Consider the following 24,189-nt stretch of genomic DNA (forward strand, 5'->3'; position numbering starts at 1 on the left):
CGGCCGTCTGCTCGATCAGTTGCGCTTGGCGGCGCGAGAGTCGAGCCAGATGGCGATGGCCGCGAACACGATGGTGAGCACGCCGAGCACGATGAGCGTGGGCAGCATAACCATGCGACAGTGCATCATCGCGCCCTTGCAGATGCCGATCAGAAAGGTGGGTACGGCGAGTAGTAGCAGGGCGTCGGCTGCGGCGGCGATATTGAGGCCGATGCGAATCTGCGGGGCGACGAACAAAGCCACGACGCCGAACACGAGGATGACGACGCCGATGCCGGTGGCCGCCTGCTGCGAGTAGTGGCAGGCCCCCGGCATGTCATGGCCGGTGCAGGCGTGCGCAAAGGTCTGGGGCGCGATGGTGATCAGCGCGCCGAACAGAATATTGGGCACGGATGCAAACAGCTTGTTCTTCATAACTACTTTTTCCTCTCCCCTGTTCCCAGGGCTCGTAGGCACAACCTCCGCATTATGCCCACACTGTGATGAAGAACACAAGTCTTGTTTTTTGCGAATTTATTTGGTATATAACTCAGCCCCTCGTCAGAGGGGCCAATTTATCTACAACTTCTCAATCGGCGCTACGCGGAGCATGAGGCGTTTGACGCCGGCGGAGCCGAAGTCCACGGTGATTACCGAATTGCGGCCCTTGTCTTGTGCGTCGGTGACCTTGCCGAGACCGTACTGGTCGTGGCTGATCATGTCGCCCACGGCGAAGTCGGCGATATTCAGGCCATTGTCCTTGGTGAGCTTCGAGCTAGGCACGGCAGAGCCGGTCGAATCGGATTTCGGTGCGGTACGGCGCGTGGTGACCTTGCCGCCACGGGTGCCACCATATGAACCGGACGAAGAACCGGAACGGGAACGCGACCCGTAGGACGACCTCGAACCGGAGCCTGAAGAACCATAGGACGAACCCGAACGGGAGCGGGAACCATAGGAGGACGAGCCGGAGCGGGAACCATACGACGATGAACGGGAACCATACGACGAAGAGCCGGAACCCGAGCCATACGACGACCCATACCGCGACCGCGACCCATAGGACGAACCCGAACCGGACGAACCACGCGAGCCGAACGTCGACGACCCGCCAAACGCGGCGCCGCCGAAATCGTCATCATCCCAGCCGCCCAAATCGTCGGCGAATCCATCGGTCTCCCAGCTGGCGCGCATACGCTCCACGCCGGCTTCACGGCGTTTCCAATCAATCAGCGAATCCGGAATCTCGTCGAGGAACTGGCTGGGCATCATATCGGCGGCCTGGCCCCACTGGGAGCGGACGGCGGCGCGCGTGACATACAGTCGCTGCTTGGCGCGCGTGATGCCCACATAGGCGAGTCGGCGTTCCTCCTGCAGTTCAGTGGTGTCTTCCATCGAACGCGAATGCGGGAAGGTGCCCTGTTCCATGCCGGTCAGGAACACCACCGGGTATTCGAGGCCCTTGGCGGTGTGCAAGGTCATAAGCGTCACCTTGCCGGAGTCCTCCGCCTCGCCGGGTAGTTGGTCGGAGTCGGCCACAAGCGCGGTGGTCTCCAGGAATGCGGACAACGTGGCGTCAGGCGTGTTCTGTTCGAATTCGGCGGCAGTGGACTGCAGCTGGGAGAGGTTCTCCAGACGGGAGGCGTCCTGCGGGTCCACGGATTTCTCGAGTTCGGCCCTTAAGCCCGACTTCTCCAATACTTCGGCCACGATCTCGCTGGGCTTGGAGTCGTGCGCGCGCGTGAACTGCGAGAGCGCGCCCATCAGATCGCGGAATGCTCGTAGCGAGGTGGCGGTGCGTGTCGGCACCTCGATCTCATCCAAGTGCATGAGTGCGTAGAAGAAGCTGGTGCCATGCTCGCGCGCGTAGGCGAGCAGCACGCCTTCGGCGCGGTCGCCAAGCCCACGCTTGGGCACGTTGAGAATACGGCGTAGATTCACATCGTCGTCCGGATTGACGAGCGCCTGCAAATAGGCCAGCGCATCCTTGATTTCGCGACGTTCGTAGAACTTGGTGCCGCCGACGAGCTGATACGGCTGATTCGTGTTGATCAGCGCCTCTTCGAGCGAGCGGGATTGGGCGTTGGCGCGGTACATGATCGCCATGTCGGAGTAGGCGATGCCCGCTTCGGCGTGCAGGCGCGCGATTTCGGTGGCCACCCACTGGGCCTCCTGCTGGGCGTTGTCCGCCGCGTAGCCGACGATCGGCTCGCCCTTGCCGAGCGCGGTCCACAGTTTCTTGGGCTTGCGGCCCTCGTTGTTGCTGATCACCGCGTTGGCCGCATCCAGAATGGTCTGCGTCGAACGATAGTTCTGTTCGAGCATGATGGTCTTGGCGTTCGGGAAGTCCTGCTCGAAGTCCTGAATGTTGCGGATGTCGGCACCACGGAACGCGTAGATGGACTGGTCGGAATCGCCCACCACGGTGATCCAGGCGGGGCCGGACTTGCCGGCGTTAGGCGCGCCCGGGATGGCCTTCTCCCCCGTGTCCACGCCGGCCAGCTCGCGCACGAGCACGTACTGGGCGTGGTTGGTGTCCTGATACTCGTCGACCAGAATGTAACGGAAGCGGTGATGGTAGTACTCGGCGACGGCCGGGTCAGTGCGCAGCAACTCGACCGTGCGGCCGATCAGATCGTCGAAGTCGACGGCGTTGGCCAGGGCCAAGCGATGCTCGTATTCGGCGTAGATCACCGCGTAGATGGCTTCAAGGTCGCCCACCGTGCCGAACTGGTAGCCGCGCTGGCCAGGCGTGAAGTCGGGCGCGTGAACGGCGAGGTTTTCCTTCCAACCGGTCAGATTGTTCTTGAGGTCGGAGATATGGCCGAGAATCGAGCGTGGAGTGTAGCGCTTGATGTCGAGGTTGAATTCGGTGGCGATGATTTTGACGAGTCGCTCGGAGTCGGCGGAATCGTAGATGGAGAAGCCGGACTTGAGTCCGATGGACTTGCCGTCGCGCCTCAGAATGCGCACGCAGGCGGAGTGGAAGGTGGAGACCCACATGCGCTGGGCCACCGGGCCGATCAGCGAGCCGAGTCTTTCGCGCATTTCGGCGGCGGCCTTGTTGGTGAAGGTGATGGCTAGAATCTGGCTCGGCCATGCGCCGAACTGGCTCAAGATCCAGGCGATGCGGCGGGTCAGCACGCGGGTTTTGCCGGAGCCTGCACCGGCTCCGATCAGCAGCGCCTGACCGCGGTATTGCACGGCTTCCGCCTGCTGCGGGTTCAGGTCGCCCACGAGTTCCTGTGCGCTGCGTGCGATGACTTCCGGCTCGTCGTACACTGTTGCCTCCCTTTGAATCGCGACATTCATGTTTACCACATGCACGGGTCAGCGCAGGACAACGTACACTTACGAGTATCCATATCATTCACTGACATACAACAATGGGAGGTTCAATGCAGGAACTTGAGGAGCGAATCCAAAGCGAGGGAACGGTGAAGGCGGGTAATGTGCTCAAGGTGGACGCGTTTCTGAACCACCAGTGCGACGTACGCCTGTTCGACCGCATGGGTTCGGCATGGGCCGCTCATTTCGCCGGCAAGCACATCACCAAGATTCTGACCATCGAGGCGTCCGGCATCGGCATTGCGTGTGTGGCGGCCCAGCATTTCGGCAATGTGCCGGTGGTGTTCGCCAAGAAGGCGCAGTCCATCAACCTTGACGGCGACCAGTACACCACCACGGTCTATTCCTTCACCAAGCAGAAGGAGTTCCCGGTGATCGTGGCCAAGAAGTATCTGAACGCCGGCGACCATGTGCTGCTTATTGACGATTTTCTGGCCAACGGCAAGGCGTTGCGCGGTCTGATCGATCTGTGCGAAGCAGCCGGTGCCACGGTCGAGGGCATTGGCATCGCCGTGGAGAAGGGCTTCCAGGGCGGCGGTGACGCGCTGCGCGCTGAAGGCTACGATGTGGATTCGCTGGCCATCGTCGAGTCCATGAATCCCGAGACCGGCGAAATCACATTTAGGCACTGAGCACATTGGCTGCTCCCGCCGGCGGGAGCAACAGAGAGAAGAAGAGAATCATGTCAGAGAAGAAAACCAATCATTCCGTATCCTTTGAGGCGTTGTCTTCGCTGGACGCGCCAGTATCCTTCTGGAAGGGCATTCCGTTCGGCCTGCAGCATGTGATGGCCATGTTCGTGGCGAACCTCGCCCCGATCTTCATCGTCGCCTCGGCCGCGAAGATGACCCCGGCCCAATCGGCCACCATCATCCAGTCCGGCCTGCTGGTTGCGGGCCTGGGCACTTGCCTGCAACTGTACGGCGCGTGGCTCATCGGCTCGCGACTTCCGATGGTCACCGGCATCTCCTTCACCTACGTGGCGGCCGCCGTGGCGATCTGCGCGGACAAGGGCTATGGCGCGGTGGTCGGCGCGGTAATGGTCGGCGGTCTGCTGGAACTTGTGCTGGGTTTGACAGCCAAGTATTGGCGTCGGTTCGTGCCGCCCATCGTCTCCGCCATCGTGGTCACGTCGATCGGCTTCTCGCTGCTCAACGTGGGTGCCACGAGCTTCGGCGGCGGCAGCGGAGCCAAGGACTTCGGTTCCTGGCAGAACCTGACGCTCGGGCTTATATCTTTGGTTGCCTGCCTGGCGTTCCAGCTGTTGATGAAGGGCACGGCCAAGCAGCTGTCCGTGCTGTTCGGTCTGGTGGTCGGCTATGTGGCGGCTATCTGCATGGGCAAGGTCGATTTCTCCGGTTTCCAGAACCTCGCCATCGTGTCCGTGCCGCAGTTCATGCCGTTCAAGCCTGAGTTCGACTGGGGCTCGATCATCTCCATCGGCCTGCTCTACGTCGTCTCCTCGGTCGAGGTGCTGGGTGACACCGCCGCGCTGACCAAGGTGGGCCTGAACCGTACGCCCACCGAACGCGAGACCGCGGGCGCCATCGCCGGCGACGGCCTGATCTCCACCGTATCCGGCCTGTTCGGCTGTCTGCCGCTGACCTCGTTCGCACAGAACATCGGATTGGTGGCCATGACCAAGGTCGTCAACCGCAAGGTGATTCTCTCCGGCGGACTGATTCTGGTGCTGGCGAGCTTCGTGCCGGCCATCGCCGAGGTGTTCAACTCGCTGCCGCAGGCGGTGCTCGGCGGCTGCACGATCATGATGTTCGGCAACATCATTCTTTCGGGCTTCCAGATGATTGCCGAGGCGGGCTTCACGCAGCGCAACATCACGATTGCGGCGCTTTCGCTGACCATCGGCATCGGCTTCACCCAGGTGAGCGACATCTTCACGCAGTTCCCGGCACTGTTCCAACAAATCTTCGCCTCGAACTGCATCGCCGTGGCGTTCGTGGTGGCCGTGATCCTGAACACCGTGCTGCCCAGCGAGGAGCACTTCCTCTCTGCGCCCAAGGAGGCACCGGCCGCGGACGCCGAGTGATAACAACGCAACATATCAGCTGCGCATAATCACATGATGATGCCCTATCGTCTTGCAGGATGATAGGGCATCATTGATTTTGGGAGAGACTACAAGTTGAACCATGAGTTCGAGCCGGTGGCGTGTCGATCAATCGTCATCTTCCCATTCGAGGATGTCTCCGGGTTGGCAGTCGAGTGCCTTGCAGATGGCGTCCAACGTGGTGAAGCGGACGGCTTTGGCACGTCCGTTCTTCAGAATGGACACGTTGGCGGGAGTGATGCCAATTTGTTCGGCGAGCTCGCCGACGCCAATCTTGCGTTTGGCCATCATGACGTCGAGATTGATGCGAATCGTCATCTCAAATCACCTGCTCGAGTTCGCGCCCGAGCCGGACAAGGAGAACAGTTTCCATACGGCCACGAACGCCGCTTCGATGCAGAACAGGAACAGCACGCCCATAATGAGATATGGCCAGCGCATCGACGTCTGGCTCGGGTAGAGGCCGGCCAGCGCGCCGCTCAATCCCGGTACGGCGAATAGTTGGCCCCATAGGCAGGCCAGCCAGACCAGAATCACGATGGCTTTCAACGCGAGCAACACCCATCGGTTCATGTAGTTTTTCATAGCCCGGTCCTTTCAGGTGCCGACGTTTTTTTTGGCGACACCGCGAACATCGATATGACTATATCGAAAAACGATATACCTTGCAAGGCGTATTGCGTCAACCGGCATTGGTCGCTCGTATACATATAGGCTTCGGCAGACTGTCAGCAGACCGTCAGCTCAACGGAGCGAACGCCATATGAGCCACCCATTCGCGCACGAGCGTGATGACGGCTTCGGGTTGGTCGATGTGCGCGTTGTGACCGGCATTGTCCAGCGTCACGAAGGTGGCGTTGGGATAGTGCGGCAACAGGGCTTGCTGATCTTCGTATCCGACGATCTGGTCTTGCTTGCCGGTGACGATGAGCACCGGACCCGCATATGTGCCGAGCATTTCCTCGGGATTATCGGCCAGCCAATAGCGCTGATCCAGTCGTTCGCATGCCGCACGGTCGCACAACGCCACGCCGGGCAGGATGAACCGTTGGTAGCGTCGCCACGCGTCGAATGACTGGTTGACGCCCATGGTAATGAAATCGAACACCTGTTCCTGCGGCAAGGAGTGCGTCAGCTTGGGATTGGGCTGTGCAACCACATGTTCGGCCACATGCCGGCCGGCATGCTGCGGGTCCACGACCGGCGCGATCAATGCCATACCGGCCACTCGGCGAGGTTCGCGCGCCAATACTTCGCGGACAAGCGCACCGCCCATCGAGTTGCCGACCATGGCGAATGGAGCCGCTTTACCGACAAGACCGTCAATGGCCGTTTGCAGCCAATCCGCCATTTCCGGCAGCCCGCAGGCATGCTCGGGCAATGCCGGCGTACGGCCGAAACCGGGCAGATCCAGATATATACGGCGAATTGAATCATTGCCGTCAAACGCCTTGTCGAGCATCATCAGCGAACGATGGTCCACACCCATGCCATGCACGAACACGACGGGCAATCCATCATCATTGCCCTCAATCGCGCAGTACGGCTGCAATTGCGCCATGTGTTCCTCTCCTTCAACCCGGTACAAATCGCCTTTCACACAATAGCGGCAGCAGCTCCCTTGGTGTCGGAGCAATCCCGACCGCCATTCTCGGTTTCGAGGGGCTGATTTGCGCGGATGTCATGAAGCGTGAAGACTTGTCACAAAGTCGCGTGATGACGCAGCCGCCGTTCAGGTGGATATGCCACGCTGTCATGATGACGGCCGAGCCGGAACACGGCAAATCCCGCATGCTGCATAGGCCAGCCGGTCACGGTCAGCCATGACACCGAAATATTGGAGGCGCAATGGGACAACAGGTGCGGTACGGCAGACGCCGCTCCCATGGCGCGGGCGCGCTGATTGCAGCCGTCATACTTGTTGTTGCGGCGCTGATCGCGGCATGGACGCTGCTGCCACGGCTATTCACGCCTCGCGAGACCGCGCGCACGGCCGAGGAAGCATATTGCGCGGCGGTGTCGTCCGACGGAGCCCGCCGCACCTTGACGCCTGATCAGGCGCAGAACGCGGCGCTGATTGCGAACATCGCCGTCACGCGCGGACTGCCGGATCACGCGGCGACGGTGGCCATCGCCACGGCCATGCAGGAGTCGAGGCTGACGAATCTGGACTACGGCGACTTGGATTCGCTCGGCCTGTTCCAACAGCGGCCCAGCCAAGGCTGGGGCACGGCGGAGCAGGTGTCCGACATGACCTATGCGACAAACATCTTCTACGATCATCTGCTGCAGGTGCCGGATTGGGAGACGATTCCGGTGGAGGACGCCGCGCAGGAGGTGCAGCGCTCAGGCTACCCGGAACTATATGCCGCATGGGATGCGATGGCACGCGCTTGGGCCTCGGGGCTGACCGGTGAACGGTCGGCGGGCGTCACGTGCGCGTTGGAGCCAGCAACCTCCTCGGACGCGGACGGGTTGGTTGCCGCCATAGGAGGTACACTGCCGAATGTCAATGTCTCGGTTGTGCCCCCAAATGGCAAAACCGGCACGAACAACGGCGCTGCGACCAATACGGCCAGCACAACGTTGACGATCACGCTGCCGGACGGCCTGTCCGCCGACAACCGCACTCGACTTTGCTGGCAGACGGCAGGCTGGCTGGTCACGCATGCACGTCAATACGGCATTGACGCACTGCACGCGGACGGCATGGATTGGAACCGCAAAGCCGGCACATGGATCGGCACCGAAACCGCCGAGCAGACCATCACCTTCACGCTTGCGTGATGTGACCTATACCGCCGTTGCGACCACAAATCCGACTGGTTGGAGCCTACGCCGTCGATGCCGCCTGAGGCACGATACGGATATGTTTTTACTCGTTCGAATGAGCCCAATCCACGACGGCTTCGATGTTATTGCCATCCGGGTCCAGCACGAATGCGGAGTAATAGCCGGGATGGTACGGGCGCGGACCGGGAGCGCCGTTGTCTCGGCCGCCGGCGGCGAGCGCGGCTGCATGGAACGCCTGCACGGCTTGCTGACTGTCAGCCAAGAACGCGATGTGTGTGACCGGCGTGACCGGCGAAGCCTCCGCCTCCAGCCCTTCAATCGGTGACACGTAGAAATCGGAGTGCAGGGTTCCGTCATCCACGCCGAATCCGAGCGTAGGCTCATGATGCGCCTTGACGATATAGCCGAGCGGTGCGAGCGCCTGTTTGTAGAATGTGATGCTACGGTCGATGTCTTTCACGTGCAACGTCAGATGGTCCAGCATGGTCTTGGTCGCCCTCCCCTGGTTCTTGTATTCGATTGCTGCTTGCAGTGTAAGCCCGAACGTTTCCCACAGGGCCGCGCATGGCTATGATGAGAGCAATCGCACGTCGAGTTCGAGACAATATTCAAAACGAATCCAAGGCAATAAGGGGAATGACGATGACCAAGGCACTGATTGTGGTGGATGTGCAGCCGACGTTCTGTGAAAGCGGCGAACTGGGTGTCGCAGGCGGCAACGCGGTCGCCGAGCGGATTGCCGATTATGTGAACGCGCATCGCAGCGAGTACGCGTATATCGCAACCACGCAGGACTGGCATATCGAGCCGGGCGCGCACTGGTCGGCGGAGCCGGATTTCGTGGACACGTGGCCGAAGCATGGTGCGGCCGGCACGCTGAACGCCGAATTGCATCCGGCGATCAAGGCGCTGAATATCGAGCATCATTTCAAGAAGGGCCAGTATTCGGCGGCATATTCCGGTTTTGAGGGTATCGAGGACAATACCGACCGTATCCAGACCCGCGAGGAGGTCGAGGCCGAGCAATCCGCCGGCAAGACGCTGGCCAACGCGCTGAAGGCCGCCGGCGTGAGTCGCGTGGATGTGGTGGGCATCGCCGAATCGCATTGTGTCAAGGACACCGCGCTCGATGCCAAGAAGCTCGGCTTCGAGGTCACCGTGTTCGAGGATCTGACCGTGCCGGTCAGCGAGGAACTTGGTGTTGCGGCCCGCAAGCAGATGGCTGCGGGCGGCATCACATTGGCTGAGTCCCGCTGATCGGGCCGGATATACCCAGAGCGAAGCACACAGCCGTAGCATCAATCACGCGCAAGATTCCCACGCCACCCAACATAGCCCGCCCGCCTCGACCGGCCGATATCATCGGCGAACACGCGGAACCGAACCCTACATCGACGTTCGTTTCGTCTGGTTTGGCCCATGAATTCTGCATGAATTGGGGTGAACTGGCGGGGCTGGAGGCGAGCGGGCGGCGGATTATGGGGCACAATGGTGTCAAGGAGGCCGCCATGGTCGATGACTATACTGCCAAAATGACTGAGCTGATCGAACTCATGCGTCTGATCGGCAACGATACGCAGCAGTGCGAGGTCAAGGAATGCAAGCGCAAGATCTCCTCGACCATCACCGATACGCTGTCCGCGTTCTCCAACGGCTCCGGCGGCTGGATTATCCTTGGCCTGTCCGAAAAGAACGGGTTCACGCCGGTCGAGGGATTCGACGCGCGCGCCATGCAGGAGGCGCTGAGCCAGGCGTGCGAGAAGATGACGCCGGTGGTGCGGCCCGTAATCGTCACCTGCCCGTTCGAAGGCGCGAATCTGGTGTTCGCGCGCATCGACGAGATGCTGCCGCGCGACAAGCCCTGCTTCACCACCGCGCTCGGACCGCACGGCGGCTCGTTCATCCGCACCGGCGACGGCGACCGGCGCATGACCTCCTATGAGGTCGACCGGCTCATCGAGGAGCATCTGCAGCCCACATACGATCTGGATATCGTGCCCGACGCCACGACCGATGACCTCGACCCGCAGCTTGTTGCCGGACTGTTGGCACGCGTGCGCGAACAGCATCCGCGCGTGTTCGCCGACCGAGACGGCATCGATGTGCTGCTGGATCTGCAGGTGTTGCGCCATGATGATTCCGACGAGTCGGAGGTCGGCGGAATACTGCGCCCCACCTTGGCCGGACTGCTGGCGTTGGGCCGCTATCCGCAGAAGTTCTATCCGCGGCTCGGCATTTCGATTGCCGTGTTTCCGGGGACGAGCCGGGACGATGTGTTCCGGGGCGACGAGCGATTGGTCGCCTCGAAGTCGGTGGTCGGTTCGATTCCGGTGATGATCGACGATGCGGTCGACTCGTTGATGCGTTGGATTGGCGCGAAGAAGCCCGACTATCCGCCGCTCGTGTTGCGCGAGGCGATTGCGAACGCGCTCACCCACCGTGATTATTCGCCCGATGCGCGCGGCACGCAGGTGCATATCAGCGTGTTCACCGATCGCATCGAGATCACCAATCCGGGTGGCCTGTACGGCATGGTGACACATGATGTGCTGGCGAGCCCTCATCCGGTGACGGGCGCGCCGTTCGTCTCCACCCGAAACCAGTTCCTGTTCACGCTGCTGGAGTCCACGCCGTATCCGGGCGGCGGGTTTGTGAACCCGGAAGGCGGCGACGGCTACCAGCGCATCGCCGCCGCGTTGCGCGAGGCCGGCATCGAGCCGGCGACCACGCGCAACGACATCAACACGTTCACGATGACCATCACCAAGCAGCGCACGATGGCGAACAGTTCGCCGGGCGACGTGGTCAAGGCGATTATGACCGTACTGGAGCGGCATTCGGCGATGAGCGTCAAGGAGATCATGCGCGAACTGCAGTTGACTCCGCTGGCCGCCACGTCCGGCATGCGCGAGCTGATGAAGGAAGGGCGGGTCGCCCGAGTCAAGTTCGCCGACGACCCGGCACAGCGGTATCGGTTGAAAGGCTGATTTCTCACTCGGCCAGCTGCGTGGTGGCGGGCGCGGCCAGGGCGGGGCGGGAGCGGCGGAACCGGCCGGCGGCCAGGCCGATGCAGATGAACATCACGCCGAACAGTGCGACCAATCCCAGCGAGCCGGCCCAGCCGGCGACGCTTATGCCGGTTTCCTCCGCCGTGCCGGAGCCGAGCGCGTTGTCGATCGCGGTGCAATACCACCAGCCGGGCAGGAACTTGGCTATGGTCACCATCACGCCGGGCATCATGTCAACCGGCAATGCGACGCCCGACGTGAACATGATGAGCAGGCCGAAGATGTTGGCGAACCCGTTGGCCGCCTCTTCCGAGAGCCCGAACTCGCTGAGCATGAATCCGCAGGCGACGGTCATCAGCGCGTACACGCAGGTCGCGCCGAACGTCATCAGCACTCCCCCGACGCTCAGGTGCAACGGATCGAGCCCCGCCGCCATCATCAGACCGATTGACAGCACCAAATAGCCGACGCATACGACGAGCGCGAATCCGCCCAACGTCAGCAACCGCTGGAGTCCCATCAGGACCATGCGTCGGGGCGAGGCGGTGAGACGCCGCCGCACCTCGCCGGTGGTGAACGCGCCCAGGATCATCGATCCGCAGATGGTCATCGCCAGGGACAGCGGGTACAGCGCGGTTTTCATGGTGCCGCCGAATCCGCTGACCGCCGTATCCGCAGCGCTTGCCGACTCCTCGGTCGGCGTATCGACCACGGCGATCTGATGGTTCACGTCTGTATCGCTGGCCGATTCGGCGGCCATTTTGGCGGCCTGGGACAGATCCTTGATATCCGGCTTGTCGACTTGCCCTTCCGGCAGCGAGTCCAGCATGTCTTGGTCCAGACTCGCGCCATCAAAACCGGCGGCCCCTCCTGTAGCGTTCATCATGCCGGCGAGCGCCGCCTGGTCGACCGTCGTCTGCGCGCCGATCAGTGCGGTGCGGGTGAGCGAGAGGAACCCGCCGACGTTCATCCGCGCCATCGACCCGGAGCCGGATGCGTAGCTGGTAACCGTGTCCACGTTCGGCGGATTGTCGCCGTCCGCCGCCGCGGCGACATAATCGTCAGCGAATCCGTCGGGAATGATGACGATCAGGTCCACCCAGTTCGAGGCGACGGCCTGTTGCAGCGTTTCGCTGGTGTCGTCGAGGTCCACCAGTTCGCTGGAATCGCGCAGGTAGGCGCGCATCGACGTGGCGATATCACCCCGGTCGGAGTCGCGGTCGATGATGGCGACGCGCGTCTTGGTCGATTCGAACACCGCGGACATGGAGCCGGATGCGGAGGTCAGCATCGCCCAGCTGATGGACATCATCAGGATGCCTATGAATACGAGGTAGATCATCAGGTAGACCCGGTGCGCGAACAGCACGCGCAGCGTGGCTTTACAGGTGTTCATAACGTTGCCTCCTCAGCATTGCGATGCCGGCCAAGAGGAATACCGCGCTCATCGCCAGCAGAATGATGCAGGTGGTGATGAACGGCCGGTAGCTGTCGTAGTACAGGATGTCGTAGAACAGGTTCGTCACCTGCTGTGCGGGGTTGATGGTGCCGAGGATGGGCGCGTTGCGTGCTATCCAGTCACTGATCTGCATGGCGAAGCCGCCGTACAGTCCGGTGAACAGCGACAATATGCAGGCGATTCCGCTCGACAAACCGTATTTCGTGTCGTAGGAAAGCTTCGGTACCGCGCCGAGCAGGGTGCCTGCTGAGCTGGTCATGAACGAGGCGATGATGACCGCAAGGATCGCCGCCGGTTCGCGTCCGCCGAGCGAGACGTTGCAGGCGAGCCGGATATAGGCCAATGCGATGGACAGGGCGACCGACGAGCACAGCCAGCAGGAGAGGAAGCCCGCGACGAGCTGTTTGGCCCGGCTCAGCGGCGCTACGGTCCGCCGTATGCCCAGCGCGGACAGGTTCGCCTGTGCGGCGGCGACTGTGCTGATGGAGTATCCCATGGCCATCATGCAGGACATGGCCAGCAGCGCGTAATAGTATCGGGCGATCGCGTCAGGCTGGAAATGCGTGAGCGTCGTCTCATGGGTCATGTCGACGTTCTGCCCGACGCTGTTCCAGAAGTTCCGGCTGAGCGCGGCCTGTGGATTGTCGGCGATGGTCTGCCGGGTAACGGCGTCGGTGCGGTTGTACAGGTCGATGACGCCGCGCAGGGCCGCGAGGCTAATGTCCAGTCCGCTGTTTTGCGTGGAGTCCTTGGCTGTGACGGCGGTTTCCCGGCTCACGGTCATCGCCAATCGGCCGTTATTGTCGGCGGTCAGATAGCCGTTGGCAGTGCCGTCGGCGAGCCGTTGTTCGGCCTCCTTCACGGTGTCGACTGTGGTGATGGTCAGCAGCTTTTGGTCGATTTCGGCGTAGGTCGTGTCGTCTGAGGCCGATTCCGTTTCCCCGGCCAGCGCGTCTACGAAGGTGCGGGCACCGTCCGCCTGCTGCCAACGGGTGTCTTCGATGACGGCCATCGGCACCGGCTTGAGTTCGTATGCTTCGGCCAGCCCGCCGAACAGTCCGTTGAACATGGTCGCCAGCACAATCGGGAACACGGTCATCCAGAACAACGCCGACCGGTTACGCAAGTTCGCTTTCAATGCGACCAGAAATGTGGTCCACATGATGTCTCCTTACTCAGGAACTCCCCTCAGTCACCTTTGGTGACAGCTCCCCTCGGAGAGGGGAGCCAAGTTATTTGCTTGCCGACTGAGGGGAGCATGGTCAGTCCCTCAGTGCTTTGCCGGTGAGTTCGAGGAACACGTCGTTGAGGGTGGGCGGGCGACTGGTCAGGTGGCCGATGTTGGCGCCGGAGCGTTTCACCGCGTCGAGCACGTCGGTCAGGTTGTGTTCGCCGCGACGGCATCGCACGTCGAGTTCCTTGCCGTCGTAGGTGGCTTCGATCACGCACGGCAGCGCACGGACCTCGGCCATCGCCGAATCCGCCAGATCGAGCGTTTCGATGGTGATGCGCTCGCCCGTGTCGATCATGTTCTTGAGCTCGTCGGCGGTTCCGAGCGCCAGGTGCCGGCCGTGGTCCATGATGAGGATGCGGTCGCAGATCTGTTCGACCTCCTCCATGTAGTGGCTGGTGTAGATCACCGTGGCGCCGGCCTGGTTGAGCCGCTGGATGCCTTCCAGAATCGAATTGCGGCTTTGCGGGTCGACGGCGACCGTGGGTTCGTCGAAGAAGATCAGGTTAGGCTTGTGCGCGATGCCGCAGGCGATGTTCAGGCGTCGCAGCAGACCGCCGGACAGTTTGCCGGGCCGGAACTTGCGGAAGTCCTGGAGTCCGACGAATTCGATGGACTCCTCGACCAGCGGCGCGCGGTCGGTTTTCTTCGGCACGTACAGCGAGCAGAAGTAGTCGATGTTTTCGGTGACGGTCAGTTCGTTGAACACGGCCACGTTCTGCGGCACGATGCCGATACGACGTTTCAGCGCGTAGGAGGTCGGCGTCATCGGCTGGCCGAACACGCGAATCGTGCCCGAATCGTAGGTGAGCAGCGCGAGGATGCAGTTGATCGCGGTGGTTTTGCCGGACCCGTTCGGTCCAAGCAGCCCGAAAATCTCGCCCTGGTTCACGTCAAGGTCAAAATAGTCGAGCGCCACCATGTCGCCGTAGCGTTTGACCAGTTGGCTGACGTGCACGGCCAGAGCCGGGTTGGTTGTCGAGTCGTGTTCGGAAGCTCTGTTGTCGGTTGTCATAGTCACTCCCTTCCTTGGCGATTCCATCATCCCAAGAAGGGGCCGGACGCCGCCACAGGCAAACGTCACGACTTGGCCGTACAGGCGTGACATTTGTCATTACAGTCCTTCGGCGTCGGTCTGCATGGCCTTGTACACCTTATCGACCGGCATCAGGCTGATCTCGTCCATCGAATAGTTGGACGCCCTGTGGCTTTGCGTAATCATCGGTATCACCCCTTTACGGTTGTGTCGACGACATCCGACGCTTGTGCCTCATCTATTCGGGAAGTGTAAGCCCGTTGTCTTGGACCGTCATGCGGGTAATTCCGCACGCCCGTCAAGTTCGTCGTGTTCCGCACACCGCTAGACTGGTGGTGGAAGAGCGTCGAGCCGGGGAGGTGCCATGCGCGTGTTGGCCGAGATGGGCTTGCTACTCGTGTTGGGCCTGGTTGTCGGGCTACGGTCCGATGGCGTGTTCATCGCCGGCCTGCTGTTGGCCGTTTCCGTCGCCGGATTGGTGGAATGGCTGCGTCCCGCGCAATGGTCTTGGGTCTTGTGTACGGCGTATCTCGTCATCGCCGTGGCGGTGCCTTCATGGTGCGCGTTCATGCCGCTCATCGCCTACGATACTGCACGGCTGCCGGCCCTCGCCTCGACCGGAGCCCGGGCTGGGGCACGGACTGCGGCAAGTGGCCGCTCCCCCAGTGTCTCGCGGACCGCGGCCTCTCGCCGTTCCCTTGCCGATGCAATGCGTTCGGCCCCGTGGCTTTCGGCCGCCGCGCGCTGGATATGGGTGTTGCCGCTGATCGCGCTCTGGTTCGCCCGTGGCACCGACCGTCTCCAGACGCTGGTGATGACGCTGGTCGCCCTGCTTGGATTCGTTCTGGGCCGGGCCCGCGCCTCCTCGGACGAGGCGCGGCGCGCGTTGCTGCACGCGCAGGACAGGGCGCGCGAATCCTCGCGGGCCACTCGTTCGCGCATCGCCGACATCGATGAGGAACGCGCCCAGTCGATTCGCATGGCGACCCTCGGCGAGCGCACGCGTATCGCCCGGGAGATCCACGACAATGTGGGCCATCTGCTGACCCGCGCGATCATGCAGGCGCAGGCCGGCAAAACGGTGGCCAAGGCGACGAACGATACGGTCGCTGCGCAAGGGTTCGCCACGTTGGGTGCGACGTTGGATGATGCGATGACGATGGTGCGCCGTTCGGTGCATGATCTTGAGGATGATGGCACTGATTTCGCCGCGCAGATCGATGATGCCGTCACGTCGTTCGACGGCATCTCCCCCGGTTTCGCCGTGACGCTGGCCAACGATATCGCCAAGGCGCCTGCGCCGGTCTCGCGCTGTTTCGCGACCGTGATTCGCGAGGCATTGTCGAACGTGGTGCATCACAGCGCGGCGCGCGAGGCGAGCGTGACGTTGCGTGACTTCCCCGCGTTCTGGCAGTTGGTCATTCAGGATCCGGGGCCGGCCGTGTCCGAGTCCGATGGGTCCCGGACGGCCGCTGCCCGCCCGCGTGCGATGCGCGCCACGCACGTCGGCTCGCGACTCGCCGCCGACGGCGTTGCCGATATGCGTGGTTCGGCCGATGAGCTGATGCGCGGCATGGGTTTGGCGGATATCGAATCGCGCGTGCGCGCCCTTGGCGGCACCGCGGTCTGCGGGCCGTATGAGGACGGCTGGCGTGTGTTCGTATCCGTGCCGAAGAAGCGTTGGACCATGGAATCGAGGGATTGATGAGAATCGCAATCGTGGATGATGATCCGATCGTCTGCCAGTCGTTGGAGACGATTCTGACGGCCACCGGCACGGCCGAGGTGCTATGGATGGCAAATGACGGAGACGCCGCCGTGCGCCGTTATTTCGAGACACCGGCGAGCCGACCGGACGTGCTGCTGATCGATATTCAGATGCCCGGCACCAGCGGTTTGGATGCCGCGCGCGAGATTCTGGCCACGGACCCGGCCGCGCGCATACTGTTCCTGACCACGTTTGCGGACCAGTCGTATATCGCGCAGGCGATGGGACTTGGCGCCAAGGGCTATCTCATCAAACAGGATGTGGCGGCGGTCGGGCCCGCGCTGCAGGCGGTGATGGCCGGTCAGGTGGTGCTCGGCGCGGAAGTGCTCGGCAAGCTCACCGAACGAACTCCGGATCCTGCCGATTCCGACGATTCCAGAGATACCGCCGATTCCATCGAGGGCCTGCTTGGCGAGCGCGAACGTGAGATCACCGCGCTGGTCGCCGAGGGCCTCGATAACCGCGACATCGCCGCCAGACTGTTCCTGAGCGAAGGCACGGTCCGCAATCGCATCAGCGCGATACTGGACAAGCTCGGCCTGACCAATCGCACCCAACTCGCCATCCTCTGGCTCAACGCCCATAGGTGAGGGGGCTTTTGGTCAAGTAGGCCTCTCCCTCCGACATCGCTTCGCGATGCCACCTCGAACGCGATTCAGGACAGCTTGCAGCTGACCTCTTATTCGCTCGTTGTCACTCACCCCCGCCTAAAAACGCCTCCGGCGTTTTCTTCACGGCTCGGCTCATCAGAGGGAGGTTGTGAAAAACCAACCTCAGCTGTTTTTCATGACGATACTGTCGATGGTGTTGGCCACGCGCTCGCAGTCGTCGGAGCACTGTTCGAGGTGACGGTAGACGTCATGCCAGGCGAACACCTGCAGCGGATCGGTGCAGGTGGTGTGCAGCGTGCGCATCGACTCGATGAACAGGTGGTCGGCGTCCGTTTCGATCGTGTTGATGGCGAACACCAGTTCGCGCAACGTCTTGGAATGCCGGAATCGCGGCAGTTCGTTGACCAGCTCGCAGATGCTTTCCGTGGCGCGCACCACCATATCCGACATCTGGACCGCGTCGTCGCGCATGTCGGTCACGTTGTCGTAGTACATGCGGTTGAGCACGCCTTCGATGCTGTCGGTCACGTCGTCGAGCACGTGGCCGAGCTCGTCGATGTCCTCGCGGTCGAACGGCGTGATGAACGCGGTCACCAGTTCGTCCATCATGTCGTGGCGCACCTCGTCCGCTGACTTCTCAATCGCGTGCATGCTGTCCATGCGTTCGCGCAGCTGGCCCGGATTGAAGTCGTGCATGACCTCGGACAGCAGCTTCGCGGCCTGGCATGCGTAGTCCGCGCTGCGGCGGAATCCGTCGAAGTAGAACGTGTCTTTTTGTCTCGCCATGATGGGTGGATTCCTTTCTAGAACACGACCATGAACAGTTTGGCCATTACGAAGCTGATGAGACCGCAACCAGGGAAGGTGAACACCCAGGTGAGCATCATGTCGCGCACCACGCCGAAGTTGATGGCGGAGAGGCGGCGTACCGCGCCCACGCCCATGATGGCGCTGGTCTTGGTGTGCGTGGTGGAGACGGGGATGCCGAGCACGGTCATGACGAGCAGGCACAGCGCGCTTGACAGATCGGCCGAGAAGCCTTGGTATTTCTCGAGTTTCACCATGTCCTGGCCCACGGATTTGATGATGCGTTCACCGCCGACGGACGTGCCCACGCCCATGATGGTGCTGCACAGAATCATGAGCCAGATCGGAATCATCACACCGGTCACGCTGGGTTGGCCATTGCAGAACGCCATGCCGAGGAACAGCACGCCGATGAACTTCTGGCCGTCCTGCGCGCCGTGCATGAAGCTCATGGCCGCCGCGCCCACGATCTGCGCGTAGGTGAAGAACCCGTTGGTGCGGCGGCGGTCCATGCCAGCGCAAATCAGGGTCACGGCCTTGCATACCAACCAGCCGACGGCGAAGCCGAACAGGAGGCTTGCGACCAGACCGTAGAGCACCTTGACCCATTCTCCCATGTTGATGCCGCCGATGCCGCCTTGGATGGCGATGGCCGCTCCGGACAGGCCGGCGATCAGGCTGTGGCTTTCGGAGGTGGGTATGCCGAGCAGCGAGGCGCCCACGCTGTATACGACGATGGAGAACAGCGCCGCGCATAGGGCGATGAGCGCCGCGTTCGTGTCGCCGCCGAAATCGACCATGTTGCTGATGGTGGAGGCCACGGAGGCGTTGAGCTGCGTCATGATGAAGACGCCGAGGAAGTTGAAGATGGCCGCCATGATGACGGCGGAGCGTACGCGCATGCATCGTGTGGTCACGCAGGTGGCGATGGCGTTGGGTGCGTCGGTCCAGCCGTTGACGAAGATGACTCCCAGCGTCAGCAACGTTGTGACGGTCAGAGCCGGGTTGGAAAGCACTTGTTGGAGGAAATGCGCCAGTGAGACGTCCAAGGGGAATTAACACCTTCTTCTTCGGGGGCGGAAGCCGTCACACTGATTGTAACGGAAGAATGGCTACGTAGTTCCCATGGCGCGCGGGTTTTATGGTGTTGTTATGCTATTGCGGCCTGTCAGCAGCAACAACTGGTATTGGGGTGGAGACGGTCGTATTCCTCGCGGGCGCGAATGAATTCGACCTCGCTCATCGGTGTTTCGCCGGGATGCTCGGCCGCGAAATGCTCAAGATAATGGTCGTAGCGGGCCTCGCCGCTGATCTCACGCAGATACCAGACGATGCCGTGCCATACGGCAACGAGTTTGCCGAGCATTTTGTCTCCTTTCGCTGATTATTGGCTCCCCTTGAAAAAAGGGGAGCCAATGACGCACTACGCTGCAACCTGCCCGTTCCGCACAAGCTCATGCAGCTTGGCGCTGTATTCGCGCTGCACCTTCTTCTCAAGCGCGGTGGCGACCAGGCTGGAGGGCGCGAACCACTGGGATTCCACGAACGGCTCCTCGGACGTCGTTTCGGCACCGTACTTGCCAGCGGCGAACGTGCGCGCCACGACCACGATGCCGACTACCACGAAGACGCCCATCATGACCAGGAAGAACACGGAGAGCACGCCGTCCAGATACGCGTTGGACAGCGCGGCCTTGGCGTTGGTCAGCGCCTCGCCGGTCAGCTCGCCGGAGTCGATCTGCGCCTGATACTTGGAGGCGGTGGTGAAGTAGCTCAGCGGCCCGAAGATCTTCTGGAAGTCGGCGGTGAAGGTCACGGCGATGTCCCACACGAGCGGTACCACCGGTATCCACAGGTGCTTCCAGTAGCCCATCTTGGCCACACACACGGTGATCAGCACGAAGCAGGCGGCGGCGAGCAGCTGGTTGGAGATGCCGAAGATAGGCACCATCGCGTTGATGCCGCCGTTCGCGTCGGACACGCCCATCCACAGCAGTCCGCCCCACAGCGCGGTGGCGATCAGCGTGGTGATGATGTTGCCGGGCTTCCAGGTCGGGTCGGCGAACTTCTTGAGCTTGCGCACGTTGCCGAGCATTTCGCCGATCTGGTAGCGGGCCACGCGGGTGCCGTTGTCCACGGTGGTCAGGATGAACAGGGCTTCGAACATGATGGCGAAGTGGTACCAGAAGGCCATCGAGTCGTGGCCGCCCAGGTAGGACTTGAGGAAGTTGGCCATGCCCATGGCGAACGTGGTGGCGCCACCGGTGCGGGAGACGATGGAGGTCTCGCCGATGTCGGCGGCGGCCTGCTCAAGCGCCGCGGCGCCTTCGTAGGTCTTGGCCGCGCCGTTCTCGTCCACGGAATCCCAGGTGACCTGCATCTGGTTGCCTTCGATGTCGGAGACCTTCATCGACTCCACGGCCTTGACGGCGGCATCGGCCTGTTCGCCCGGCGTGGAGGTGGCGGAGATGCTCACGCCGGATGCGGCGGTGATCTGTGCGGCGGACATGTTGGTGGAGAAGTACACGCCCTGCGAGATGGTGATCGCGGCGATCAGCGCGATGACGGCGGTGAACGATTCGACGAGCATCGAACCGTAGCCGATCATGCGAATCTGGTTCTCCTTCTCCACGGCCTTCGGGGTCAGGCCGGAGCTCACCGCGCCGTGGAAGCCGGAGAGGGCGCCGCAGGCGATGGTGATGAACAGGAACGGGAATAGGTTGCCGGAGAAGGTCGGGCCGGTGGAGGTGGAGGCCAGTTCGGTCAGACCCGGCACCTTGACGGACGGGTTGGCGATGATGATGCCGATGACGAGCAGCACGAGCGTGCCGATCTTCATCAGCGTGGACAGGTAGTCGCGCGGGGTGACGAGCAGCCAGTGCGGCAGCGCGGCGGCGGCGAACGAGTAGATCACCAGGGCGATGACGAGCTGCTTGGCGTCCAGTGTGAACACGGCGGCCACGGCCGGGATAGAGGCGATCCATCCGCCGGCGACGATGTCGAGCACGAGCAGCACGAAACCGAGCAGCGTGGTCTCAATGACACGGCCGGGGCGCAGGAAACGCTGGTAGCAGCCCATGATCAGGGCGATCGGGATGGTCATACCGATGGAGAACACGGCCCACGGCGAGGCGGCCATGGCCTTGATGGCCACGAGCGCCAGGAATGCCATGGCGATGGCGGTCATCACCACGAGGAAGATGGATAGGATCATACCGCCGAACTTACCCATTTCATCAGTGGCCATCTGGCCCAGAGAGCGACCGCGGCGCTTGGCGGAGATCCACAGCACCAGCATGTCCTGCACGGCGCCGGCGAAAATCACGCCGAGGATGATCCACAGAGTGGAGGGCAGGTAGCCCATCTGCGCGGCCAGGATCGGGCCGACGAGCGGTCCGGCGCCGGAGATGCCGGCAAAGTGCTGGCCGAAGAGCACGCGGCGGTCGGTGCGTTCGAAGTTCGCGCCGTCATGCACGCGCTCGGCCGGGGTGGCGTTCGCGTCGTCGGTGCGCATGATCTTGATCTGGATGTAATAGGCATAGAAGCGGTAGGCGATGGCGTAGGAGCTCAGCGCCACGACCAGGAACCAGATGGCGGAGATCCGCTCACCGCGCGAGACGGCCAGAATCGCCCATCCGCAGGCACATACGATGGCGATGGCGGCCCACAGCAGGGCCTTCTTCCATGTCCATACCATTTTGGGACGCACGCCTACGGGCAGTCCCTTCGAATTGCGAATCACACGTTCGGCTTCGTCCGGCGTGTAATCGTCCTTGAATTCCAACTTGCCAGGTGCCGGGGCCTGGGCTGCGGCGGTGGTCATAATAACCCTCTGTTCCTCTTCAATAACCTTTGCGGGAAAGGTTCTCTTCATTGCGACCCTTTTGGGGTATCTCTCGTCTGCTTATGGCACTGGTTGGAAGCGTAGCCACGGCATGTCGCGCCTCAGGAAAATGTCCCAATATGTGAGCTTGGCCACATGTTCACGGACTGCGTTTCATGCCGATTACCCGGGATTCGCACCGCGATGTGCGAAAATGGACACGGTGTCAATCAGGAGGTGCACAGTGGTTGTAAGCATGGATTCGAGCCGCACAATGCCCGATTGGGTGAAGTACGGGGTGTTCTGGCACGTGTATCCGCTGGGCTTCTGCGGTGCCGATATCAGGCCCGCCGGCCCGCGCCAGTTCCATGGCCGCGGCCTTGACGCGATAATTCCCTGGCTGGAGTACGTGCGCGATCTAGGCGCGTCCGGCCTGCTGCTGGGTCCGGTGTTCGAGTCGGCGACGCATGGATACGACACGCTCGACCATATGCATATCGATGTGCGATTGGGCGGGGATGCCGCGTTCGATCAGCTTGTCGCGGCCTGCCGGGACATGGGATTGCAGGTGATGCTGGATGGCGTGTTCAATCACGTGAGCCGCAATCATCCGGCCGTTCAGGCGGCGCTTGACGAGACCGCCGGACGCTTGAATCCGGCCGACAACCCGTGGCATGGTCTGGTCCGCGCGCATGTCGGTGATAATGGCGAACCCGCTTTGGATGTGTTCGAGGGGCACGGGGATCTGGTGGCGCTGGACCATTCGGCTGACGAGACCGTTGACTATGTGGTCCATGTGATGAGCCATTGGCTGGATCGCGGAGCCGCCGGCTGGCGCCTCGACGCCGCGTATGCCGTGCCGAGCCCGTTCTGGGCGCGCGTGTTGCCGCAGGTCAAAGCCGCACACCCGTATTCGTGGATTTTCGGCGAGGTGATCCATGGCGATTACCCGCGCATCATCGAGGAATCCACAATGGATTCGATCACGCAATACGAGCTATGGAAGTCGATCCAGCATGCGCTGGAGACGGAGAACTTCTTCGAGCTGGATTGGAACTTGAAGCGGCACAACGCGTTCCTGGATTCCTTCGTGCCGCAGACGTTCATCGGCAACCATGACGTGACGCGTATCGCATCGCAGATTGGCCCGGCCAAGGCGGCGTTGGCATTGGCGGTGCTCATGACGGTCGGCGGCGTGCCAAGCATCTATTACGGCGACGAACAGGGCTATGTGGGCGTCAAGCAGGAGCGTTTCGGCGGCGATGACGACGTACGTCCGAAGTTCCCCGGCTCCCCTGCCGAACTGTCCACGCTGGGAGAGCCGACATACCGGCTGCATCAGGCGCTGATCGCGCTGCGCCGTCGCAACCCATGGCTGCTGGATGCGCGTACCGAGGCCGTGAAGCTGGAAAACAAGCACTTCGTCTATCGTTCGACGAGCGCCGACGCCCAGCATTCCCTGACCGTGGACCTCAACATCGAGCAATCCCCCACTTTCACCATCCGCAACGCCGATGGCAGTACAGCGTATCAATGGTGAGCTCCCTCATCAGAGGGAGCTAACTCATTCACCTCTGAATGCCTCGGATCAGCAGGTCGAGCAGGTAACCGTACGACCGGTCGACCCGCTCGCGGCCGCGTGTGCGGGGTTGTGCGGAACGCAGTTCGAATTGGATGAACCCGTGTATGGACACCCAGATGGAGGATGCGATTAGATGGGGGTCATCGCCGCGGAATACAGATGCTGCCTGGCCGTATCGAATGATCTGCGTGATGGCGTCCAGGCAGTGCTGGGCCGAGTCCGACGCCTGCCCCATCCAGACCAGCGCGTAAATGCCGGGGGCGTCCAGCGCGTGTTCACGGTAGATTATGCCCGCCCTGCGCAGGCGCAGCACGGGGTCGGATTCGTCAATGGCGATGAGCTGTTCGCGCAGATCGGTGAAGTATGTGTCGATGAGCGCATCGCACACCGCCTGCTTGCCGCCGATGTGCTGGTAGATGCTGGTGGGCGACACATCGGCCTGTGCGGACAGCGCACGGATGGTCAGACCATCCACACCGTCCCGTTCCACGATCCGCCTTGCCGCGTCAAGGATTCTCCCGTGGATTTCAAGGGTGGGCGTGCGTTTGGATCGGGGCTGCGATTGCGTCATATCCGTTATTCTAGGGTGCGTACAGGCCATTACCGCCGTTTCGGCATGGCCACGATCACAACGACTGCGGCGATAAGTGCAATCGTCATGGCCGCTGGGCAGGCG

At 62.0% G+C, this 24,189-nt stretch carries 22 protein-coding genes; 8 read left to right on the forward strand and 14 right to left on the reverse strand.

Features of this window, described 5'->3' with window-relative positions; genetic code table 11:
* Positions 1–15: 15 nt before the first annotated feature.
* Positions 16–414, reverse strand: coding sequence for a DUF4418 family protein (locus AB5287_RS07215; protein ID WP_007052126.1), 399 nt, complete (start codon positions 412–414; stop codon positions 16–18).
* A 144-nt stretch (positions 415–558) separates the two neighbouring features.
* The gene (locus AB5287_RS07220) at positions 559–3,261 is read right to left on the reverse strand and encodes an ATP-dependent helicase (protein WP_007055502.1); all 2,703 of its coding nucleotides are present in this window, start codon (positions 3,259–3,261) and stop codon (positions 559–561) included.
* A gap of 116 nt (positions 3,262–3,377) precedes the next feature.
* On the opposite strand from AB5287_RS07220, the gene AB5287_RS07225 reads away from it, so the two are divergent.
* Both AB5287_RS07225 and AB5287_RS07230 read left to right on the forward strand, forming a co-directional pair.
* Positions 3,378–3,959, forward strand: a complete 582-nt coding sequence (locus AB5287_RS07225) for a xanthine phosphoribosyltransferase (protein WP_007057285.1) — start codon at positions 3,378–3,380, stop codon at positions 3,957–3,959.
* 50 nt (positions 3,960–4,009) lie between these two features.
* On the forward strand, positions 4,010–5,374 hold the full coding sequence (locus tag AB5287_RS07230; RefSeq protein WP_007052123.1) for a nucleobase:cation symporter-2 family protein: 1,365 nt from the start codon (positions 4,010–4,012) through the stop codon (positions 5,372–5,374).
* Positions 5,375–5,503: 129 nt separating this feature from the next.
* Here the strand turns inward: AB5287_RS07230 and AB5287_RS07235 are convergent, their stop codons facing one another.
* The 3 genes from AB5287_RS07235 to AB5287_RS07245 form a co-directional block, all read right to left on the reverse strand.
* Positions 5,504–5,713, reverse strand: coding sequence for a helix-turn-helix transcriptional regulator (locus AB5287_RS07235; RefSeq protein WP_003829211.1), 210 nt, complete (start codon positions 5,711–5,713; stop codon positions 5,504–5,506).
* 6 nt (positions 5,714–5,719) lie between these two features.
* Complete coding sequence (locus tag AB5287_RS07240; protein ID WP_007052122.1) at positions 5,720–5,980, reverse strand: DUF2975 domain-containing protein; 261 nt, start codon at positions 5,978–5,980, stop codon at positions 5,720–5,722.
* Between the two features lie 154 nt (positions 5,981–6,134).
* Positions 6,135–6,956 (reverse strand): alpha/beta fold hydrolase, encoded by an 822-nt coding sequence (locus AB5287_RS07245; RefSeq protein ID WP_007055490.1) that lies wholly within the window; start codon positions 6,954–6,956, stop codon positions 6,135–6,137.
* 287 nt (positions 6,957–7,243) lie between these two features.
* Between AB5287_RS07245 and AB5287_RS07250 the strand changes: the two genes are divergently transcribed.
* On the forward strand, positions 7,244–8,182 hold the full coding sequence (locus tag AB5287_RS07250; RefSeq protein WP_007052119.1) for a cobalt transporter: 939 nt from the start codon (positions 7,244–7,246) through the stop codon (positions 8,180–8,182).
* An 88-nt stretch (positions 8,183–8,270) separates the two neighbouring features.
* On the opposite strand, the gene AB5287_RS07255 is transcribed toward AB5287_RS07250, so the two are convergent.
* Positions 8,271–8,672: a VOC family protein gene (locus AB5287_RS07255; RefSeq protein WP_007052118.1), complete on the reverse strand. Its 402-nt coding sequence runs from the start codon at positions 8,670–8,672 to the stop codon at positions 8,271–8,273.
* 158 nt (positions 8,673–8,830) lie between these two features.
* On the opposite strand from AB5287_RS07255, the gene AB5287_RS07260 reads away from it, so the two are divergent.
* Together AB5287_RS07260 and AB5287_RS07265 are read left to right on the forward strand one after the other, a co-directional pair.
* Positions 8,831–9,445, forward strand: a complete 615-nt coding sequence (locus tag AB5287_RS07260; RefSeq protein WP_007052116.1) for an isochorismatase family protein — start codon at positions 8,831–8,833, stop codon at positions 9,443–9,445.
* Between the two features lie 251 nt (positions 9,446–9,696).
* Entirely contained in the window at positions 9,697–11,175 is a 1,479-nt protein-coding gene (locus tag AB5287_RS07265; RefSeq protein ID WP_007052115.1) for an ATP-binding protein, read from the forward strand.
* Positions 11,176–11,179: 4 nt separating this feature from the next.
* Here the strand turns inward: AB5287_RS07265 and AB5287_RS07270 are convergent, their stop codons facing one another.
* The 3 genes from AB5287_RS07270 to AB5287_RS07280 all read right to left on the reverse strand — a co-directional run bounded on the left by AB5287_RS07270 (position 11,180) and on the right by AB5287_RS07280 (position 14,901).
* A complete protein-coding gene (locus tag AB5287_RS07270; protein ID WP_347046947.1) occupies positions 11,180–12,592 on the reverse strand; it encodes an ABC transporter permease in 1,413 nt (470 codons plus the stop codon).
* Positions 12,579–13,817: an ABC transporter permease gene (locus tag AB5287_RS07275; RefSeq protein ID WP_196024916.1), complete on the reverse strand. Its 1,239-nt coding sequence runs from the start codon at positions 13,815–13,817 to the stop codon at positions 12,579–12,581. Before AB5287_RS07275 ends, AB5287_RS07270 begins: the two co-directional genes overlap by 14 nt.
* A 100-nt stretch (positions 13,818–13,917) precedes the next feature.
* Entirely contained in the window at positions 13,918–14,901 is a 984-nt protein-coding gene (locus AB5287_RS07280) for an ABC transporter ATP-binding protein (RefSeq protein WP_007057287.1), read from the reverse strand.
* A 385-nt stretch (positions 14,902–15,286) separates the two neighbouring features.
* On the opposite strand from AB5287_RS07280, the gene AB5287_RS07285 reads away from it, so the two are divergent.
* Both AB5287_RS07285 and AB5287_RS07290 read left to right on the forward strand, forming a co-directional pair.
* Positions 15,287–16,627 carry a sensor histidine kinase gene (locus AB5287_RS07285; protein ID WP_007058634.1) on the forward strand — a complete coding sequence of 447 codons (1,341 nt, stop codon included), beginning with the start codon at positions 15,287–15,289 and terminating at the stop codon, positions 16,625–16,627.
* On the forward strand, positions 16,627–17,280 hold the full coding sequence (locus AB5287_RS07290; protein ID WP_007052109.1) for a response regulator: 654 nt from the start codon (positions 16,627–16,629) through the stop codon (positions 17,278–17,280). Before AB5287_RS07285 ends, AB5287_RS07290 begins: the two co-directional genes overlap by 1 nt.
* Positions 17,281–17,463: 183 nt before the next feature.
* Here the strand turns inward: AB5287_RS07290 and AB5287_RS07295 are convergent, their stop codons facing one another.
* From AB5287_RS07295 to AB5287_RS07310, 4 genes are all read right to left on the reverse strand, one after another.
* The gene (locus AB5287_RS07295; RefSeq protein ID WP_007052108.1) at positions 17,464–18,087 is read right to left on the reverse strand and encodes a DUF47 domain-containing protein; all 624 of its coding nucleotides are present in this window, start codon (positions 18,085–18,087) and stop codon (positions 17,464–17,466) included.
* A gap of 17 nt (positions 18,088–18,104) precedes the next feature.
* Positions 18,105–19,157 (reverse strand): inorganic phosphate transporter, encoded by a 1,053-nt coding sequence (locus AB5287_RS07300; protein WP_007052107.1) that lies wholly within the window; start codon positions 19,155–19,157, stop codon positions 18,105–18,107.
* Between the two features lie 119 nt (positions 19,158–19,276).
* On the reverse strand, positions 19,277–19,474 hold the full coding sequence (locus AB5287_RS07305; protein WP_007052106.1) for a YbdD/YjiX family protein: 198 nt from the start codon (positions 19,472–19,474) through the stop codon (positions 19,277–19,279).
* 57 nt (positions 19,475–19,531) lie between these two features.
* Positions 19,532–21,931 carry a carbon starvation CstA family protein gene (locus AB5287_RS07310; protein ID WP_007052105.1) on the reverse strand — a complete coding sequence of 800 codons (2,400 nt, stop codon included), beginning with the start codon at positions 21,929–21,931 and terminating at the stop codon, positions 19,532–19,534.
* 274 nt (positions 21,932–22,205) lie between these two features.
* Here AB5287_RS07310 and AB5287_RS07315 point away from each other — a divergent pair, with 274 nt between their 5' ends.
* Complete coding sequence (locus tag AB5287_RS07315; protein ID WP_060662426.1) at positions 22,206–23,471, forward strand: alpha-amylase family protein; 1,266 nt, start codon at positions 22,206–22,208, stop codon at positions 23,469–23,471.
* Positions 23,472–23,499: 28 nt separating this feature from the next.
* Here the strand turns inward: AB5287_RS07315 and AB5287_RS07320 are convergent, their stop codons facing one another.
* The gene (locus AB5287_RS07320) at positions 23,500–24,084 is read right to left on the reverse strand and encodes a TetR/AcrR family transcriptional regulator (protein WP_007053405.1); all 585 of its coding nucleotides are present in this window, start codon (positions 24,082–24,084) and stop codon (positions 23,500–23,502) included.
* Positions 24,085–24,189: the final 105 nt, after the last annotated feature.

Origin of the sequence: Bifidobacterium sp. RTP21102st3_E2_RTP21102_210122 (genome assembly GCF_040916945.1) — a bacterium.
Taxonomy (GTDB): Bacteria; Actinomycetota; Actinomycetes; order Actinomycetales; family Bifidobacteriaceae; genus Bifidobacterium; species Bifidobacterium longum.